16 protein-coding genes and 1 pseudogene are annotated in these 18,999 nt (G+C 69.0%); 4 read left to right on the top strand and 13 right to left on the bottom strand.

From position 1 onward, the window contains the following. From A9O63_RS01125 to A9O63_RS01100, 6 genes and pseudogenes are all read right to left on the bottom strand, one after another. Positions 1-193, bottom strand: a pseudogene (locus tag A9O63_RS01125) (SPOR domain-containing protein); the annotation flags it as partial. 66 nt (positions 194-259) lie between these two features. Next, entirely contained in the window at positions 260-892 is a 633-nt protein-coding gene (gene upp / locus A9O63_RS01120; RefSeq protein WP_069330269.1) for a uracil phosphoribosyltransferase, read from the bottom strand. After that, a complete protein-coding gene (locus A9O63_RS01115) occupies positions 885-1,868 on the bottom strand; it encodes an adenosine deaminase (RefSeq protein WP_069330268.1) in 984 nt (327 codons plus the stop codon). Before A9O63_RS01115 ends, upp begins: the two co-directional genes overlap by 8 nt. After that, positions 1,865-3,061, bottom strand: coding sequence for a phosphopentomutase (locus tag A9O63_RS01110; protein WP_069330267.1), 1,197 nt, complete (start codon positions 3,059-3,061; stop codon positions 1,865-1,867). Before A9O63_RS01110 ends, A9O63_RS01115 begins: the two co-directional genes overlap by 4 nt. After that, on the bottom strand, positions 3,061-4,368 hold the full coding sequence (locus A9O63_RS01105; RefSeq protein ID WP_069330266.1) for a thymidine phosphorylase: 1,308 nt from the start codon (positions 4,366-4,368) through the stop codon (positions 3,061-3,063). Before A9O63_RS01105 ends, A9O63_RS01110 begins: the two co-directional genes overlap by 1 nt. Before the next feature lies 1 nt (position 4,369). Next, the gene (locus tag A9O63_RS01100) at positions 4,370-4,762 is read right to left on the bottom strand and encodes a cytidine deaminase (RefSeq protein ID WP_069330265.1); all 393 of its coding nucleotides are present in this window, start codon (positions 4,760-4,762) and stop codon (positions 4,370-4,372) included. A gap of 211 nt (positions 4,763-4,973) precedes the next feature. On the opposite strand from A9O63_RS01100, the gene A9O63_RS01095 reads away from it, so the two are divergent. The 4 genes from A9O63_RS01095 (at position 4,974) to A9O63_RS01080 (ending at position 11,548) form a co-directional block, all read left to right on the top strand. Beyond that, positions 4,974-7,253, top strand: coding sequence for an NADP-dependent malic enzyme (locus A9O63_RS01095; protein ID WP_069330264.1), 2,280 nt, complete (start codon positions 4,974-4,976; stop codon positions 7,251-7,253). Between the two features lie 160 nt (positions 7,254-7,413). Continuing rightward, complete coding sequence (locus A9O63_RS01090; protein ID WP_069330263.1) at positions 7,414-9,306, top strand: propionyl-CoA synthetase; 1,893 nt, start codon at positions 7,414-7,416, stop codon at positions 9,304-9,306. Between the two features lie 236 nt (positions 9,307-9,542). Further along, positions 9,543-10,094, top strand: coding sequence for a hypothetical protein (locus tag A9O63_RS01085; protein ID WP_084295497.1), 552 nt, complete (start codon positions 9,543-9,545; stop codon positions 10,092-10,094). Continuing rightward, entirely contained in the window at positions 10,091-11,548 is a 1,458-nt protein-coding gene (locus A9O63_RS01080) for a sigma-54-dependent transcriptional regulator (protein ID WP_069330262.1), read from the top strand. The genes A9O63_RS01085 and A9O63_RS01080 overlap by 4 nt, the downstream gene beginning before the upstream one ends. Here the strand turns inward: A9O63_RS01080 and A9O63_RS01075 are convergent. From A9O63_RS01075 to A9O63_RS01045, 7 genes are all read right to left on the bottom strand, one after another. Then, positions 11,518-12,519, bottom strand: a complete 1,002-nt coding sequence (locus A9O63_RS01075) for a glutathione S-transferase family protein (protein ID WP_069330261.1) — start codon at positions 12,517-12,519, stop codon at positions 11,518-11,520. The genes A9O63_RS01080 and A9O63_RS01075 overlap by 31 nt on opposite strands. A 47-nt stretch (positions 12,520-12,566) precedes the next feature. Continuing rightward, positions 12,567-14,309, bottom strand: coding sequence for a transducer, TlpC (locus A9O63_RS01070; protein WP_069330260.1), 1,743 nt, complete (start codon positions 14,307-14,309; stop codon positions 12,567-12,569). After that, positions 14,306-15,415, bottom strand: coding sequence for a protein-glutamate methylesterase/protein-glutamine glutaminase (locus tag A9O63_RS01065; RefSeq protein ID WP_069330259.1), 1,110 nt, complete (start codon positions 15,413-15,415; stop codon positions 14,306-14,308). Before A9O63_RS01065 ends, A9O63_RS01070 begins: the two co-directional genes overlap by 4 nt. A gap of 2 nt (positions 15,416-15,417) precedes the next feature. Then, positions 15,418-16,254 carry a protein-glutamate O-methyltransferase gene (locus tag A9O63_RS01060; RefSeq protein WP_069330258.1) on the bottom strand — a complete coding sequence of 279 codons (837 nt, stop codon included), beginning with the start codon at positions 16,252-16,254 and terminating at the stop codon, positions 15,418-15,420. Further along, complete coding sequence (locus tag A9O63_RS01055) at positions 16,251-16,787, bottom strand: chemotaxis protein CheW (RefSeq protein WP_069330257.1); 537 nt, start codon at positions 16,785-16,787, stop codon at positions 16,251-16,253. Before A9O63_RS01055 ends, A9O63_RS01060 begins: the two co-directional genes overlap by 4 nt. 123 nt (positions 16,788-16,910) lie before the next feature. Continuing rightward, positions 16,911-17,402, bottom strand: coding sequence for a chemotaxis protein CheW (locus tag A9O63_RS01050; RefSeq protein ID WP_069330256.1), 492 nt, complete (start codon positions 17,400-17,402; stop codon positions 16,911-16,913). Further along, on the bottom strand, positions 17,399-18,999 hold a 1,601-nt coding region (locus A9O63_RS01045), incomplete at its 5' end, for a chemotaxis protein CheA (RefSeq protein ID WP_069330255.1). The genes A9O63_RS01050 and A9O63_RS01045, both read right to left, overlap by 4 nt.

The following is an 18,999-nucleotide window of genomic DNA, read 5'->3' as shown; positions in this document are numbered from 1 at the left end:
CGGGCGTCACCCGGGGGACCCAGCTGACCGCACCCTCCACGCCCGCGCGCAGGAAGACGCAGCCCTCGCTGTCGACATATTGCGGCGCCACGAAATCCGAAGGCGGAGTCTCCGCGGGCCCATCCTGCGCCGAGACAGCCCCCGCCCCGGCGACAAGCGCACAGATTGCAGCGGAAACGGCCCTGATCAGCATGGTCACTCCCTCGGAAGGCCCGGCGATCTTGCCCGGCCTCCTCCCCTCTGTAAAGCGGGGTTTCCCTTATTTGGTGCCGAACATGCGGTCGCCCGCATCTCCTAGACCGGGGACAATATATCCGTGGTGATCCAGACATTCGTCCACAGCCGCTGTGACGATCGGCACGTCGGGATGGGCCTCCTTCATGCGCGCGACGCCCTCGGGGGCGGCGAGCAGGCAGAGGAAGCGGATGTTCTTCGCCCCCTTCTCCTTCAGGAGATCGATGGCCGCGGCCGAGGAATTGCCGGTGGCCAGCATCGGATCGACCGCGATCACCAGCCGGTCCTCGAGGGCGTCGGGCACCTTCGCATAATATTGCACGGGCTTCAGCGTCTCAGGGTCGCGGTAGAGGCCGATGAAGCCCACGCGGGCCGCCGGCACCAGCTCGAGGATACCGTCGAGAAGCCCGTTGCCCGCCCGCAGGATCGAGATCAGCGCCAGCTTCTTGCCGTCGAGGATCGGCGCCTGCATCTCGCGGAGCGGCGTCTGGATCGTCGTCGTGGTCATGTCGAGCTCGCGCGTGACCTCGTAGGCCAGAAGCAGTCTGATCTCGCGCAGAAGGCGCCGGAAGCCCGCCGTCGAGGTCTCCTTGTTGCGCATGATCGTCAGCTTGTGCTGCACGAGCGGGTGGGTCACGACGGTCAGATGGTCAAGCATGGTCGGGCTCCAGTAGCTTGGCGATGCGGGCGCGGGTATCGGGGTCGCAGAAGGCCGCGTCAAGGGCGGTGCGCGCAATGGTCCGGAACACGCCCTCGTCCCAGTCGAAGGCCTCCGCCAGCCGGTCGTATTCGCGCGCCATGGTGGTGTGGAAGAAGGGCGGGTCGTCGGTCGAGACCGTAACCTTCACCTCGCGGCGGTAAAGCTCTCCGATCGGGTGCTTGCGCCAGCCCGGATAGATCCCCAGCGCGATGTTTGAGCCGGGGCAGCATTCGAGCACGATGCCCCGCTCGGCCATTTCGTCGACCAGCGCCAGATCCTCGATGGCGCGCACCCCATGGCCGATCCGCTCGACGCGGAGGTCGCGGAGCGCGTCGCGGATGCTGTCCGGTCCGCCCCACTCGCCCGCGTGGCAGGTCAGGCGCAGCCCCGCCTCGCGCGCCATGTCGAAGGACCAGGCGAAATCCCTGGGCTTGCCCACCGTCTCGTCGCCCGCAAGGCCGAAGCCCGTCACGAAGCGGCCCGCGGTTTCGGCGGCGCAGAGCGCGGTCTCCTTTGCCTTGTCGGGGCCGAAGTGGCGGATCGGCGTGACGATGGCGCGGAGCGTGATGCCCATGGTCCGCTCGGCCTCGGCCGCGGCCTCCTCGATGGCATGGAGATGCTCGCGCCAGGCGCCGAGATCGCGCCCGCCGCAGAAATCGGGCGAGAGGAAGGTCTCGGAATAGACCACGCCCGAAGCGGCGCTTTCTTCCAGCACCGCCAGCGTCAGGCGGCGGTACTCCTCGGGCCCGGTGAGGACCGAGGTCGCGGCCTCGTAGACCTTCAGGAAATGCCGGAAATCGCGGTAGGCGTAGCTGCCGTCCTCGGCGAAGATGCCCGAGATGTCGATGGATTTCTCGCGCGCGAGACCGCGGATGAAGGCGGGCGGCGCCGCCCCCTCGAGATGGAGATGCAGCTCGATCTTGGGCAGGTTCATGCGAGCGCCCTCCCCGGCCCCGGATTGAGCAGACCCAGATGCGCGGCCACGGTCGCCGCCACATCGGCATAGGCGCAGAGACCGAGCGGCCCCGCCCCGGTGCCCGCGATCAGCACCGGCACCCGTTCGCGCGTATGTTCGGTGCCGCGGAAGGTGGGATCGTTGCCATGGTCGGCGGTGAAAAGCGCCATGTCGCCCGGCCGGAGCCGCGCGAGGAACGCCCCCGCCCGGGCGTCGAACCATTCGAGCGCCCGCGCATAGCCGGACACGTCGCGGCGGTGGCCGTAGAGCGAGTCGAACTCGACGAAGTTCGCGAAGGTGAGCGCGCCCTCCTCGGCCGCCCCGGCCAGCGCGTCCAGCCGGTCGAAGAGGGCGGCATCGTCGCGGCCCTTGTGGAGCTGCCCGATCCCGCGGTGCGAGAAGATGTCGCCGATCTTGCCGATGGCATGGGTGGCCCGCCCCGCCGCGGCCGCAACATCGAGAAGCGTCGGCGCGGGCGGCGCGATGGCATAGTCGCGCCTGTTGGGCGTGCGGGCGAAGCTGCCGGGTGCGCCCGTGAAGGGGCGCGCGATCACGCGGCCCACGCGCATCGCATGCAGCGTCGGCGCCAGCCCCGCGCAGAGCGCGAGCAGCCGGTCGAGCCCGAAGGCCTCCTCATGGGCCGCGATCTGGAGCACGCTGTCGGCCGAGGTGTAGCAGATGGGCCAGCCGGTGCGGAGATGCTCGGCGCCGAGCTCCTCGATCACCGCCGTGCCCGAGGCATGGCGGTTGCCGAGAATGCCCTCGGTGCCCGCCCGCCGGCAGATCTCGGCGGTGAGGTCGTCGGGAAAGGCGGGGCAGCGGTCGGGGAAATAGTGCCAGTCCCACGGCACCGGCACGCCCGCCAGCTCCCAGTGACCCGACGGCGTGTCCTTGCCCTTCGAGACCTCGGTCGCCGCGCCCCAGCGGCCCGAGGGCTCTGCCCCGAGCCCCGGCGGCCTGAGGCCCGAGCCAAGCTCGATGGCGCGTCCGAGGCCCAGCGCGTCGAGGACCGGCAGCCGCAGGGGGCCGCTCCGCCCCTCCTCGGCGCGGCCCGCGGCGCAGGCCTCGGCGATATGGCCCAGGGTGTTCGAGCCCGCATCGCCGAAGGCGGCCGCATCCGGCGCGCCGCCGCATCCCACCGAATCCATCACGATGAGAAACGCCCGCGGCATCAGGCAATCCTCGCATGGATGAGCGGCGGCTCGGCCGGCTCCTGATCCGAGATCACATAGGCCGCCTGGATCGCGGCCACAGCAGCATCGGCATCGGCCTCGGTCGCGGCATGGATCATGGCGAGCGGCAGGTCCTCGGACACTTCCTCGCCGATCCCGGCGATGTCGGCCAGACCCACCGAGGGATTCACGCGGTCGGTCTCGCGCAGCCGCCCGCCGCCCAGATGCACGACCGCCTGACCGAGGGCCGCCGTGTCGATGCGCAGCACGAAGCCCGTGCGCAGGCTCGGCACCTCGCGCATCACGGGGGCCGAGGGCAGCCGGTCGGGCCAGCGCTCGACGAAATCGACCGGCCCGCCCTGCGCCGCCACCATGCGGGCGAAGAACTCGGCCGCGTGCCCGCTTTCCAGCGCCTGCTCGATCCGGTGCGCCCCGTCCTCGGCATCGGCGGCCAGCCCTCCCAGCGCCAGAGCCTCGCCACCGAGCGCCACCGTCACGTCCCAGAGGGCCGCGTTGATCGAGGTGCCGGTCAGCGTCTCCATGACCTCGATCACCTCGAGCGCATTGCCGGCCGCGGTCGCGAGCGGCTGGCTCATGTCGGTGATGAGGGCCGATGTCATGCAGCCCGCCCCCTGCGCCGTGCCCACCAGCGCGCGCGCCAGCGCCTCGGCCTCGTCCATCGACTTCATGAAGGCGCCCGAGCCCACTTTCACATCGAGCACCAGCCCCTCGAGCCCGGCCGCCAGCTTCTTCGACAGGATCGACGCGGTGATGAGGTCGATCGATTCGACCGTGCCGGTCACGTCGCGGATGAGGTAGAGCCGCCGGTCCGCGGGCGCCATGCCCTCGTCGGCGGCGACGATGGCGCAGCGGATATCCTCGATCTGCGCGCGCAGCCGCTCTTCGCCCAGGGCCACGCGGAAGCCCGGGATCGCCTCCAGCTTGTCGAGCGTCCCCCCCGTATGGCCGAGGCCCCGGCCCGAGATCATCGGCACATAGGCCCCGCAGGCGGCCAGCGCCGGCGCGAGGAGCAGCGAGGTGCAGTCGCCGATGCCGCCCGTCGAATGTTTGTCGAGCACCGGCCCCGGCAGATCCCAAGCGAGCACCCGGCCGGAATCGCGCATGGCGCGCGTCAGGGCCACACGCCCCTCCTCGCCCAGCCCCTGCAGGCAGACCGCCATGGCGAAGGCGCCTGCCTGCGCGTCGGTGACATGGCCCGAGGCCAGACCTTCCGCGAACCAGCCCAGTTCCGCGGCCGAGGGCACTTCGCCCCGGCGCAGCTTTGCGTTGATCGAACGCGCGTCCACGTCAGGCCCTGTCCATATGCGCAGCCCGGAAGCTGCCGGGCAGGAGGTCCGCCACGGAGGTCCGCAGGCTCTGCCCGTCGGTGGTGCAGAGCGTCACCGGCACCTCGGGACCCGCGAATTCGGCGATCTTCTGTCGGCAGCCGCCGCAGGGCGGCACCGGCTCGGGGCTGTCGGCGATCACGAGGATCTCGGCGATCCGCGTCTCGCCCGCAGCCACCATGGCGGCGATGGCGCCGGCCTCGGCGCAGGTGCCCTCGGGATAGGCCACGTTCTCGACGTTGCACCCCGCATGAACCGCGCCCGAGGCGGTGCGCAGCGCTGCCCCCACCTTGAAACGGGAATAGGGCGCGTAGGCGTTTTCGCGCACCGCGGTCGCGGCTTCGAGCAGGGACATGAGGTCCTCCATCTGGCTTCGGCCGACTGTGGGACGTGGGCGGTCGGGATGCAAGCGCGGCACCGGCCCACGAGGCGCAGGCGCGGGCTTTCGCGCCCGCCGCCCATCGCCGCCTCTGCCGGAGGAGCACAAGACCGCCACTTCCGGCGCTTCGCGGTTGCATGGACTTTCAGATGGTTTAGTGCTGAACCATCGCTGAGGGAGGCACGGAATGGACGAGGCAAGACAGGACAACGCGCGCCATGCGGCGCTGGATTATCACGAGTTTCCGAAACCCGGGAAGCTCGAGATCCGGGCGACGAAGCCGCTTGCCAACGGCCGCGACCTCGCCCGTGCCTATTCGCCGGGCGTGGCCGAGGCCTGCCTCGAGATCAAGGCCGACCCTGCGACGGCCAGCCGCTACACCTCGCGCGGCAACATGGTGGGCGTGGTCACCAACGGCACGGCGGTTCTGGGCCTCGGCAACATCGGGGCGCTGGCCGCGAAGCCCGTGATGGAAGGCAAGGCCGTTCTTTTCAAGAAGTTCGCGGGCATCGACTGTTTCGACATCGAGCTGGCCGAGCCCGACCCGCTGAAGCTGGCCGAGATCGTCTGCGCGCTCGAGCCCACCTTCGGCGCGATCAACCTCGAGGACATCAAGGCGCCCGACTGCTTCATCGTCGAGAAGATCTGCCGCGAGAGGATGAACATCCCCGTCTTCCACGATGACCAGCACGGCACCGCCATCGTGGTGGGCGCCGCCGCGACCAACGCGCTCCATGTGGCGGGCAAGCGGTTCGAGGACATCAAGGTCGTCTCGACCGGCGGCGGCGCGGCCGGGATCGCCTGCCTCAACATGCTGCTGAAGCTGGGCGTGAAGCGCGAGAATGTCTGGCTCTGCGACATCGCGGGCCTCGTCTGGAAGGGCCGCGAGGCCGAGATGACGCCGCAGAAGGCCGAATATGCGCAGGACAGCGACCTGCGCACGCTGGCCGAGGTGATCGAGGGCGCGGATCTCTTCCTCGGCCTCTCGGGCCCCGGCGTGCTGACGCCCGCCATGGTCGAGCGGATGGCCGAGCGCCCCATCATCTTCGCGCTGGCCAACCCCACCCCCGAGATCCTGCCCGACGAGGTGCGCTCGGTCCGCCCGAACGCGATCATCGCCACCGGCCGCTCGGACTATCCGAACCAGGTGAACAACGTCCTCTGCTTCCCCTTCATCTTCCGCGGCGCGCTCGACGTGGGCGCGACCACGATCAACGACGAGATGCAGCTGGCCTGCATCGAAGGCATCGCAAGCCTCGCCCGCGCCACGACCAGCGCCGAGGCCGCCGCCGCCTACAAGGGCGAACCGATGAGCTTCGGCGCCGACTATCTGATCCCGAAGCCCTTCGACCCGCGGCTGATCGGCGTCGTGGCCCTCGCCGTCGCGCGCGCCGCGATGGAGAGCGGCGTGGCCACCCGCCCCATCGCGGATCTCGACGCCTACCGGCGCAGGCTCGAAGGATCGGTCTTCCGCTCGGCGCTCATCATGCGGCCGGTCTTCGAGGCCTCGGCCGCCGAATCCCGGCGGATCGTCTTTGCCGAGGGCGAGGACGAGCGCGTGCTGCGCGCCGCCAATGCCGTGCTGGAGGAGACGGTCCACAAGCCCATCCTGATCGGACGGCCCGAAGTGGTCGAGATGCGGTGCGAGCGCGCGGGCCTGCCGATCCGTCCCGGGCGCGACTTCGATCTGGTGAACCCCGAAAACGACCCGCGCTATCGCGACTACTGGGAGAGCTACCACGCGCTGATGGCGCGCCAGGGCGTGACGCCCGACACGGCGCGGGCGGTGATGCGGACGAACACCACCGCCATCGGGGCGATCATGGTCCATCGGGGCGAGGCCGACAGCCTGATCTGCGGCACTTACGGCCAGTATCTGTGGCACCTGAACTATGTGACCCAGATCCTCGCCACCAGGAACCGCCGCCCGATCGGCGCACTGTCGCTGATGATCCTCGAGGACGGGCCGCTCTTCGTGGCCGATACCCATGTCCACCACGAGCCCACGCCCGAGGAGATCGCCGAGACGGTCATCGGCGCCGCGCGGCACGTCCGCCGCTTCGGTCTGGCACCCAAGGTCGCGCTCTGCTCCTCGTCGCAGTTCGGCAACCTCGACTGCTCGACCGGCCGGCGGATGCGGGCGGCTCTCGAGATCCTCGACGAGCGCCGCGTGGACTTCGCCTACGAGGGCGAGATGCATATCGATGCGGCCCTCGATCAGGGGATCCGCGACCGGATCTTCCCCGGAGGGCGCTTCGACGGACCTGCGAACGTCCTCGTCTTCGGGAATTCCGACGCCGCCTCGGGTGTGCGCAACATTCTCAAGGTGAAGGCGAACGGGCTCGAGGTCGGGCCGATCCTGATGGGCATGGGCAACCTCGCCCATATCGTGACGGCCTCGATCACCGCGCGGGGGCTGCTGAACATGTCCGCCCTCGCCGGAACGCCCGTCACCCATTACGGCTGAAGATCGCGTCATTTCGAGAGAATTTTCCTGCCCCTGCGGCTTCTGGTAGCGCAAAACGTGACCAATGGCCGCAGGGGCTCCAACTTAACGTGTTTGAAACAATCTTGCGTCCCGACCCGACCCGGCTTAACAGAACATGCGCGCCGAGGGAGGGCATACGATGGCATACGCAAGTCTTTACAAGTGGTCTCTGGAGGATCCCAACGGCTTCTGGATGAAGGCGGCCGAGCAGATCGACTGGGTGAGCCCCCCTTCCAAGGCGCTGTTCGAGGAAAAGGAGCCCTTCTACGAGTGGTTCGCGGACGGCCAGGTGAATACCTGCTGGAACGCCGTCGACCGCCATGTCGAGGCCGGGCGCGGCAAGCAGCTCGCCATCGTCCATGAAAGCCCGATCACCCATTCCTCCAAGGGCATCACCTATGCCGAGCTGCAGGCCCGGGTGGCCTCGCTTGCGGGCGCCCTGCGGGCCAAGGGCGTGCAGAAGGGCGACCGGGTCATCATCTACATGCCGATGATCCCCGAGGCGCTCGAGGCGATGCTGGCCTGCGCCCGGCTCGGCGCGATCCATTCGGTCGTCTTCGGCGGCTTCGCCGCGCACGAACTCGCCGTCCGCATCGACGACTGCACGCCCAAGGCCATCATCGCCGCCTCCTGCGGGCTCGAGCCGTCGCGCGTCGTCCATTACAAGCCGCTGCTCGATCAGGCCATCGAGGAGGCCACCCACAAGCCCGACTTCTGCGTGATCTTCCAGCGCGAGCAGGAGGTGGCGAAGCTGATCGAGGGCCGCGACGTGGCCTGGCACACGTTCCAGTATGGCGTGGAGCCGGCCGAATGCGTGCCCGTCGAGGGCAATCATCCGGCCTATATCCTTTATACCTCGGGCACGACCGGCCAGCCCAAGGGGGTGGTCCGCGCCACCGGCGGCCATCTCGTCGCCCTGAACTGGACGATGAAGGCCATCTACGACATCGACGCGGGCGATGTCTTCTGGGCCGCCTCGGACGTGGGCTGGGTCGTGGGCCACAGCTACATCTGCTACGGACCGCTGATCGCGGGCGCCACCACCATCGTCTACGAGGGCAAGCCGGTGGGCACGCCGGATGCGGGCGCCTTCTGGCGCGTGATGCAGAACCACAAGGTGAAGACCTTCTTCACCGCCCCCACGGCGCTGCGGGCCATCAAGCGCGAGGATCCGCAGGGCGCGCTCATCCAGGACTACAACCTGCGCAACCTCAAGGCGCTCTTCCTCGCCGGCGAGCGCGCGGACCCCGACACGATCGTCTGGGCGCAGAAGAACGTGGGCGTGCCGGTCATCGACCACTGGTGGCAGACCGAGAGCGGCTGGGCCATCGCCGCGAACCCGCTCGGGATCGAGGCGCTGCCGGTCAAGATCGGCAGCCCCTCTCTGCCGATGCCGGGCTATGACGTGCGCGTTCTCGATGAGGGCGGCCACCAGCTGGAGGCGGGCCAGCTCGGCGCCATCGCGATCAAGCTGCCGCTGCCTCCGGGCACACTGCCCACGCTCTGGAACGCGCAGGATCGGTTCGTGAAGAGCTACCTCACCCACTTCCCCGGCTATTACGAGACGGGCGACGCGGGCTACATCGACGAGGACGGCTATGTCTACATCATGGCCCGCACCGACGATGTCATCAACGTGGCCGGTCACCGCCTCTCGACCGGCGCGATGGAAGAGGTGCTGGCCTCGCACGCGGACGTGGCCGAATGCGCGGTCATCGGCGTCACCGACGCGCTGAAGGGCCAGTCGCCGCTGGGCTTCCTCTGCCTCAACAAGGGCTCGAACCGGGCGGCCGAGGATGTGGTGAAGGAATGCGTCAAGCTGGTGCGCGAGAAGATCGGCCCGGTCGCCGACTTCAAGCGCGCCTGCATCGTGGACCGGCTGCCCAAGACCCGCTCGGGCAAGATCCTGCGCGGCACGATGGTCAAGATCGCCGACGGTCAGGAGTTCAAGATGCCGGCGACGATCGACGATCCCGCCATTCTCGACGAGATCCGCGTCGCGCTCGAGGCGGTGGGCTACCCCCGCGCCTGACGGCCCCTCGGTGCCGCGGCCAGACGCCGCGGCACTCCTTGGCGCAGGGCCCCGCACCAAGGGGCGAACGCCGCGACCTTTTCCGGTCATCCGGCCCGATCGAGTGCCGCGGCCGGCTACCTGCCTCCTGCCCCGCAAGCAGGAAATGCACAACCTTTGGCTGAAGCGCAGTCTGGACTTTGCCGGGCCAGCGGGTAACCTGCGGGCAACATGCTGCCCCTCCTGGTTTCCTGCCCATGATGGCTTCTCACGACCCATCCGCTGACGGCTCGCAAGGCGCGTTCCGGCATCCGCCGGGGGCGGAGCTGTGGGCGACGCTGTCCGAGGCTCTGGACCGGCTTGCCGACCTCGAGACGGCCGTGGATCCTGCGCAGCTCGCGCCCCTGCGCGAGACCCTCCTGCGGCTGCGCGACCAGCTCGGCGCCGTGGCGCCTCCGCCGGTGCCCGAGACGGTGGACGAGGGACGCTTCCGCCGCCTGCTCGAGATCGCCGGCCCCGATACGGCCAACGAGCTGGTGCACCGGCTGCATGTCGATCTCAAGAGCACGCGCGAACGGCTCGACGAGGCCATGACCGGCGCCGACTGGGTCGAGATCCGCGCTCAGACCCATGTGCTGATGAGCCTCGCGGGGACGGTCGGCGCGGGCGGCCTGCAACGGCTGTCGGAAGCGCTGAACGCCGCCGCCCACCAGCGCGACCGCGACCGGGCAGCGGGGCTGCGGACCGAACTCCTGATGCGCCTCGACGGGCTTCTGGCCTTCGTGGCCCAGCAACGGGACGGCGCATGACACAGGCGACCCGGTCCACGGGCAGCGAGACTCACGCCCGGCCGGCTGCCGGGCCGGCAGAGGCCAGCCGTCCGCGGCCGATCCTCCTGATCGAGGACACGCCCTCGCTCCAGATGGTCTACCGCTCGGTGCTGGCCTCGGCCGGTCACCGGGTGGCGGTGGCCGGCACCGCCGCCGAGGGCCTCTCGCGCTTTCGCGAGACCTTGCCCAATGTCGTGCTGCTCGACCTCATGCTGCCCGACCGCAACGGGCTCGACCTCATGCAGGACATGCTGAGGCTCCGGCCCGAGACCAACGTGATCGTGATCACCGCTAACGGGTCGATCAACAAGGCGGTCGAGGCGATGCGGGCCGGCGCGCACGAGTTTCTCGTCAAACCCTTCGACGAGCAGCGTTTCCTCGGCGCGGTCGAGAATGCCTCGCTTTCGCGCGAGGCCCGCCCGCCCCGGCGCCCGCCACCCCAGCCCGCAGGCCCCGCCCCCGTCACCGGCGCCTTCCTCGGCTCGTCCGAGGCCATGGCCCGCATCCACGCCAAGATCCGCTCCGCGGCGCGGTCGATGGCCACGATCTTCATCACGGGCGAAAGCGGCACCGGCAAGGAGCTGTGCGCGCTCGCCGTCCACGACACCTCCCCTCGGGCGGCAGGCCCCTTCATCGCGCTGAATTGCGGCGCGATCCCGCAGGATCTGCTGGAATCCGAGGTCTTCGGCCATGTGAAGGGCAGCTTCACCGGCGCCATCGCGGACAAGCCCGGCGCGGCCGCCGCAGCCGACGGCGGCACGCTCTTTCTCGACGAGATCTGCGAGATGGCCCCGGCCCTCCAGACGAAGCTCCTGCGCTTCCTGCAGACCTCGATGGTCCAGCCGGTCGGCGCCACCCGTCCGCGCAAGGTCAATGTCCGCATCGTCTGCGCCACCAACCGCGACCCGCTCGACGCCGTCCGGCGCGGCCATTTCCGCGAGGATCTCTACTACCGGCTCTTCGTGGTGCCGATCCACATGCCCCCGCTGCGCGACCGGGGCAACGATGTGATCGAGATCGCCGAGGCCGCGCTCTCGCGCTTCGCCGCCGAGGAGGGGCGCGAGTTCTTCGGTCTCGATGCCGAGGTGAAGGCCCTGTTCCGCCGCCACCCCTGGCCCGGCAACGTGCGGCAGGGGCTCAACGTCATCCGCAACGTCGTGGTGCTGAACGAGGGCGGCCTCGTCACGATGCGGATGCTGCCCGATGCCTTCACGGACCACCCGTCGCTGCCCGAAGACCTGCCGCCGCCGTCGCTGCCGGCGACGGACGCACCGACGCTTGACGGGCTGATCGGCCGCACGCTGGCCGAGATCGAGCAGATCGTGATCGAGGCCACCATCGCGCGCCACGGCGGATCCGTGCCCAAGGCTGCGCGGATGCTCGACGTCTCGCCCTCGACGCTCTACCGCAAGCGCGAAGCCTGGAAGAGCTGATCGCGCCCGTGCGGCGCAGCGAAATCGGGATCCGGCGTCAGCGGCACGATCCGGTGCGGATTGATCGTGTCGTGGCTGAAGTAATAGTGCCGGACAATGTGATCGAAATGCACCGTCTCGGCCACGCCCGGCACCTGCCACAGCTCGCGCAGCCAGCCCCAGAGGTTCGGATATTGCACGATCTGGCGGCGATTGCACTTGAAGTGGGTGTGGTAGACCTTGTCGAACCGCACGAGCGTGGTGAAGAGCCGCCAGTCCGCCTCGGTCAGTCGATCTCCCACAAGATAGCGCCGGGTTGCGAGGCGCTCCTCGAGCCAGTCGAGAGTCTCGAACAACGGAGCGGCCGCCTCGTCATAGGCCTCCTGCGTCGTGGCGAAGCCGGCACGGTAGACGCCGTTGTTCACGGTCCCGTAGATCCGGTCGTTCAGCCGGTCGATCTCGTCCAGATCCGCTTCAGGGAGGAAATCCAATCGGTTGCCGGTCAGATGATCGAAGGCCGCATTGAACATGCGGATGATCTCGGCCGACTCATTGCTGACGATGGTCTCGCGCTTGCGATCCCACAGGACCGGCACCGTCACCCGCGCCGAGAGCCCGGGATCGGCCTTGAGATAGATCTCGCGCAGAAAGGCCAAGCCATGGAGCCGGTCTCCCGTGGCGCCCGGGAAGGAGCGATCGAAGGTCCAACCGTCTTCCAGCATCTCGGGATGGACCACCGACACATCGATCAGCGGAGCCAGATCCTTCAGCGCGCGAAAGATCATCGTCCGGTGCGCCCACGGGCAAGCGTGGGCCACATAAAGATGATACCGCCCGGCTTCGGCCGGAAACCCGCCCTCGCCCGACGGCCCCGCAGACCCGTCTGCCGTGATCCAGTTGCGGAACCGCGCCCGGCTTCGGACAAAGCGGCCGCCGCTCGAGGCCGTATCGTACCAGTTCGGGTGCCAGACACCCTCGATCAGTTCACCCATGCGCACCTCCCCTCCCAGAGCTAGCGCGGAGAAGCAGGGGGCAAGGGCTAGAAGAAGATGTCTGCCAGATCCTCCTCCGAGCCTGCGCCCGGTCCGGCCTCGGCCGGAGGGGGGGCCGCTTCCTCTTCGGTGCGGGCCGGCAGGGCCGCCCGCAAGATCGCATCGTGGATCTCGCGTTCCTCAGGAACCGTGTAGCTCTTGCGCACGGCCGCGAGCAGGCCCTCCGCAGCCGGGGTCGGATCGAGCGGACCGCTTGCAGCGGCACGCCGGCGCAGGAGTTGCTCCTCAAAGGCCTGGAGGCTTGCCAGATTGCGCCGATAGTTGCCCATCAGGCCCGCGGCGGTCTCGAGACTGGAGGTCAGGATCCGACCCGCCTTGCCGAAGGCATGTCCTGCCGCCGCGTGAGCCGCCTCGGCCTCCTCGAGAAGCACCCGGATGGACTGCGCGCGGTCCGACACCCGGCCCATCTCCCGCTCGAGCCCGGCCACGGCTTCACTGCCGATGGCAGCCGCCCGCTCCTGCGTCCGCTCCAGCCGGCCGTGCAGCCGGGTGAAGACTTCCGCCGAAACCTGCGTGAGATCGCGGAGTTGGCGAGAGATCTCCTGCAGCGCGCGGCCCTCCTGGCCGAGCTTGGCGCAGACGATGACCGCGTTCAGGCCGAACAGACGCACCTGATCCTCGATGCGGCGCATCCGCCCCTCGTGGTGCCGGATCTTCTCCAGATGCGCGGCAACGCGCGCGGCATGTCCGGCCAGCCGGTGCAGATGTGCACCGCAACGAGCCAGTCCGGTCTCGACCGTCTGCGCTCGCCCCACCATCGTCTGGATCGCGCCGGACCCGCGCGATGCGTCGCCGAGATAGAGCCCCGAGGCGAGGCCGATCGCTGCTGAAGCACTGCCCTGCACCTCGAGGAAAGTCTCTTGTGCCGCGCCGAGATGGACCGTCAGTCCGCGGACGGTGGCTGCTGTCTGGGCCACGCCGAGATCGAGGAGCACCGCCTCGAGACCCGTCTCGTCCGCCGCAGCGGCCAGCGCATCGGAGGTCAGGTGGCGGACATGCTCGAACCTCTGGCGCGCGCTGTCTCCGGCCTGAAGGGCAAGAATGAGATGCGAGACGGATCCGAAGATCGCCTCCATCCGCTGCGCCAGCGCCTCGTGACCCTCGGCCATGCGCTGCCGATCCAGGCTGACCTCCGCAGCGGCCGCTCCGATCGCCGTGAGGTTCGGCAGCACGAGCTCGCGCAGCGTCTGCGACAGATGGGCGGCCTCATCGTCCATCGCCGCGGTCTCGGCCGCGATCTCGTTCATCGCTTCATCCACTTCGGCCACGAGATCGGCCGCCTCGGCCGCCATCCGCGTGAGCCCGCCGGTGAAGGCCTCCACCCGCTGCCGGCTGCCGGTGAGCATGTTGCCGATGATGCGCGCCTGCAGCTTCACGATCGAGATCGCGCGGATGGTGGCCATCAAATCGGTCACTTCGGCGCGCATGGCTGCGACCGCCGTCCTGAGCCCGCGCGAGGCCTCTTCGAACTGCACGAATTCGCCCGCGAGGCAGGATGCCTGAGTGCCGGTTTCAGCCGTGAGGCTGAGGAAGCGTTCGGTCTGTGCCGGCCCCAGGGCGGCTTCGAGACGGCCGAAATCCACCCGCAGATCCTTCAGGTGGCGGACCGATTGCGCCAGCGTCTCGCCCGCGCGGAGAAACGTCTGCTCCGTGCTCAGCAGCACGAAATCGAGCGGATGCGCGGGCTGGGCCATACGGATGGCTTCCGGCAGATCGGGCCCCAGTTTCATCGGGCGGTCCTTTCCATCTGACGCCGGCCGAATTCCATGATCCGGGCCGCGAGCCTGTCCAGAGGCTCCACCTTTCCGACCCCGCCATGGGCCACCGCCTCGCGCGGCATGCCATAGACGACGCAGCTTTCTTCATTCTGCGCAATGGTTTCGGCGCCGGCCGCACGCATCTCGGCCATGCAGCGCGCTCCGTCGTCCCCCATGCCGGTCATGATCACACCGAGCGCGTTCGCGCCTGCTTCCTGCGCCGCCGAGCGGAAGAGCACGTCGACGGAGGGTCGGTGACGGCAGACGTAGGCGCCATCCAGCACCGACACGCGGTAGCCCTGATTGCGGCGCCGAAGCAGCAGGTGGCGGTCGCCTTGGGCGATGATGGCGCGGCCGGGCATGACCTGCATCTCATCCTCCGCCTCCAGCACCTCGATGGCGCAGAGCGAGTCGAGCCGGCGCGCGAAGGCGGCCGTGAAGCCGCGCGGCATGTGCTGGACGATCACGATCGGCGGGGCGGAGGCGGGCAGCGCCGTGAGAACATCCCGCAGGGCTTCGGTGCCGCCGGTCGAGGCGCCGATGCAGACGACGGGCGTCGTTTCGGGCACTGGACGCGGCGGCCGCGCGGGCAGGATCTCGTCGGCGGTGAGTTTGGGCCCAGGCGCCAGGGGGCGCGGCTCAGGCTGGCTGCGGCGGCGCGTCGTCTCGGTTGCGGCGCGGATCGCGTCACAGATCCGGATCGAGGCTTCCTGCCGTTCGAGGTCGTTCCGGGCGGCGGGCTTGGAAATCACCTCGCGCGCGCCCAGCTCCAGAGCCGAGACCATCGCCTCGGTGCCGGCTCCGACATGGCTCGAGCAGACGACCACCGGGATCGGGTGCTGCTGCATGATCTTGCGCAGGAAGGTCAGGCCATCCATGCCTGGAAGCTCGAGGTCGAGCAGGATCACGTCGGGCAGTTCCGTTCGCATGGCCCGGGCAGCCGCATAGGCGTCGGGGACGGCTGCCATGACCTGGAGCGCCGGATCGCTCTCGACGATCACCTTGAACATGGCGCGCGCGGCCGCGGAATCGTCGACGATGAGGACGCGGGTAGAGGGGGCTGCCGCGTGTGGGGCCATGGTCAGGTCTTCCGAAAGACTGAGGGAGAATGCTGCTTCATCTGCGGGTGGCTCACCACCATAGACTCGGAATGGCCGACCATCAGGTAGCCGCCGGACCGCAGATGGCCCGTCATGCGCGCAATGACCGCGGCCTGATCCTCGGGACCGAAATAGATGAGCACGTTGCGCAGGAAGATGACGTCCACATCCCGATCAACCGGATAGGTGCTGTCCATGAGGTTCAGATGCATGAACTGCACCCTGTCCCTGAGTTCCGGGACGATGCGGGCGGTTCCGGCATGCGACGGGGCGCGGCCCGCCATCGTATAGCGTGCACGCAACTCGGGAGGAATGGGAGAGAGCTGCTCGGCGGTGTAGATGGCCCGGCGCGCCCGTTCGAGCATCCGATGCGAGATGTCCGTGCCGAGGATGGCATAGGAGAAGCGGTGCCCCGCCCGCTGCGCTTCGGCAAGAACGATAGCGGTGGTGTAGGCCTCGGCTCCTTCGGAGCTTGCCGCGCTCCAGATCTTCAGGCGGGGCGCGTGGGGCGTCGCCTGCCGGATCGTCTCGGGCAGGATCTTGTCCACGAGAACGTCGAAATGGGCGGACTCACGATAGAAATCGGTCTTGTTCGTCGTCAGCAGATCGATGACCAGCGGCAGCTCATCGTCCAGAAGTCCGTGATCGAAGAGCTGCTCCAGATAGCCTTCGAACCCCGTCGCTCCCACGGCTGCAATGCGGGGGCGCAGGCGCGATTCGATCATCTGGCGCCGGTGGACGGGAAGCTGAATCCCCGTGCGGCTTCGGATCAGGTCCGAAAAGCGCTGATCGTGGGCTGGACGCAAGGCCTGGCTCATTGCAGCTCGCCCTGCCGCAGATCGGCCTGGAGCCCGAGGCGGGACGGGTCCATCAGACGGTCGATGTCCAGCAGGGTGACGAACGCCCCGTTGCGCTTGCCGATGCCCATGACGGCGGTATCGGTCCAGTTCAGCATGTCTGCGCTGCTCATGTGCTGCATCCGACCCTCGTCCAGAGCGGTGACCTCGATCACCCGCTCGGTCTTGAGGCCGACGACATGGCGGGCGCCTGCCGACGCGACCCAGGTCACGAGGATGCGGCTGTGGCCCGTGTCTTCGGTCGGCGGCAGACCGAGAAGACTGCGCAGGTCGACGACCGGTACGCCCGCTCCCCGCACATCGCACAGGCCCAGCAGATGGGCAGGAGCGTTCGGCAGCGGAGCGACCGGCCGCAGATCGAGGATCTCCTGCACCCGCTCGACCGGGAGGGCGTAAAGCGCTTCGCCTGCCATGAAGGTCACAACCGGAGGGGCTTCGGCGGGACCGGTCGGCTCGGCCTGCATCGGGGAGGAGGATGCCGTCATCGAGATCATCTCTGTTCTCCGGATCAATAGTCGAAGGAGCGCCGCGCGGGGCGGCTCGAAGGGCGGTGACGCTCGGCGCGCATGGGCATGTCCGGCGCCATCATGACCAAGGGTCCCGTCGTCCCACCCACATCAGGCGACGGCCACACCGGCCGCAGATGCCTGGGCGGCGAAGATATTCGAGAGGTGCGGCAGCAGGAGAAGTCCCTTCTTGGTGCGGAAGACGCCTTGAACGAAGGACTGGGGCCAGCTGCTTCCCTTCGGCGGAAGCGGCTCCATCGCAGCGCGGTCGAGCTCGCTCACCTCGAGAACCGCATCGGCCGCGACGGCGACAACGAGCGGCTCACCTGCCAGATCGACCTCGACGACGAGCATCTTGCTCGCTTCGGTCCGCGGCTCCTCGGCGATGCCGAAGGCGAAGCGCAGCTCGGCCAGCGGGACCACGGCGCCGCGCACATTGATGACGCCCCACACCGATCGGTCGGCCGTGGGGACCCGCGTCACGGGCAGGGGATCGAGGATTTCCCGCAAGGCCGAGGCCGGAATGGCCAGCATCTGCCGGCCGAGGCGCATGGTGACGACCGTCATCATGGCCGCCGGTTTCAGATCGATGATGTTGCTCATGCCGCGGCTCCTCGACGGTCTTCGACGCCCTGCCCGACGCCTGCGAGATGCGGCACGTCGAGAATGAGGGCCACGGTGCCATCGCCCAGGATGGTCGCCCCGGAGAAGGCCCGGATCCCGTTATGGAGGCGGGACATCTGCTTGATGACGATCTGGTTGGTGCCGATGATCCGGTCGACCACCGCGCCCGCGCGCGTCTCGCCCGCCCGCACGATCACCACCGTCTGGAACTCATCCGGCGTCCCGGGGCTGGAGAAGATGCGGCGCAGCCGGACGAGGGGAACCAGCCGGTCGCGCACATCGAGGAAGTCCGCACTTCCGTCCTCTTCCCTCCGGTCGGAAGGCAGTTCGACGATTTCCTGGACTGCGGCCAGCGGGATCGAGAACCGCTCTCCCGCCACTTCCACCAGCAGACCCTCGATGATGGCGAGCGTCAGCGGCAGACGCAGCGTGAAGGTCGTGCCTCGCCCCTCGACCGACTGCACCTCGATCGAGCCGCGCAGGCCCTCGATCGTCTTCTTCACCACGTCCATCCCGACGCCCCGGCCCGAGATCTCGGTGATCGCCTCGGCGGTGGAGAAGCCCGGCTCGAGGATGAGGGCGTTCATCGCGCTCTCGGTCAGGATCGCGTCGGGGCCGATGATGCCATTGGCGATGGCCTTGGCCCGGATGCGCTCGCGGTTGAGCCCGCGCCCGTCGTCGCTGATGCGGATGACCACCTCGGCGCCGGACTGCTCGGCCTCGAGCGTGATGCGGCCCTCGGCAGGCTTGCCGGCGGCCGCTCGGTCGGCCGGCGCTTCGAGCCCGTGATCGACCGAATTGCGCAGCATATGCACGATCGGATCGGCTAGTTGCTCGATCACGGTCTTGTCCAGTTCGGTTTCCTCGCCCAGGACGACGAAGCTCACGGGCTTGCCCACCATCTCGGAGAGACCGTGGATCAGACGCCGGAAGCGGCCGACCATAGAGCGCACCGGCATCATGCGGATCCGCATGGTCGTGTCGCGCAGCCCGGCCGCGAGGCGGCTGATTTCCTCGGCGGCCGCCATCAGCGCCGGATCCCGGCTCTGCTGGGCGAGCTGGAGGAGGCGCGCATCGGCAATGACGAGTTCGCCCACCCGATCCATGAGGTGATCGAGACGCTCGGCCGCGACCCGCATGGTCGCGCCCCCCTTGTCGGCGCCCGCGGCCTCGTCGGCGGCCTTCCGCGGTGCGGCCGGAGGCGGCGGAGCGGCGGCGGCAGGGACCGGAGCGGCAGGCATCGGAGCGGCAGGCGCCGGGGCAGCAGCGGGGGCAGTCGCAGGGGCGGCCTCGAGCCGCAGGTCCACTTCGTTGAACAGGAAGACGCTGTCGATCGCCTCGCGCGTCACGCGGTTCGGGAAGCTCATCGACCAGCCGATCATGCAGACCTCGGGGTCGAGCGCATCGAGCGGAGGCACCGCCGAGAGGTCCGCCCGGATGTCGGTCGCCCCCAGCTCGCGCAGTTCCGCCAGCAGGAGATCGGGCCGCGCCCCCAGGGCGAGGGCGTTCCCGGTCAGCCGGAACCAGAGCCGGTCGGCAGGCGGGGCCGCCGTCGCCGCTGCGGCGGCCGCGGGCG

Origin of the sequence: Cereibacter johrii, from assembly GCF_001720585.1 — a bacterium.
Taxonomy (GTDB): domain Bacteria; phylum Pseudomonadota; class Alphaproteobacteria; order Rhodobacterales; family Rhodobacteraceae; genus Cereibacter_A; species Cereibacter_A johrii.
Note: the sequence above shows the minus strand (reverse complement) of the source record. Positions and strands in the feature narration are given on the sequence as shown.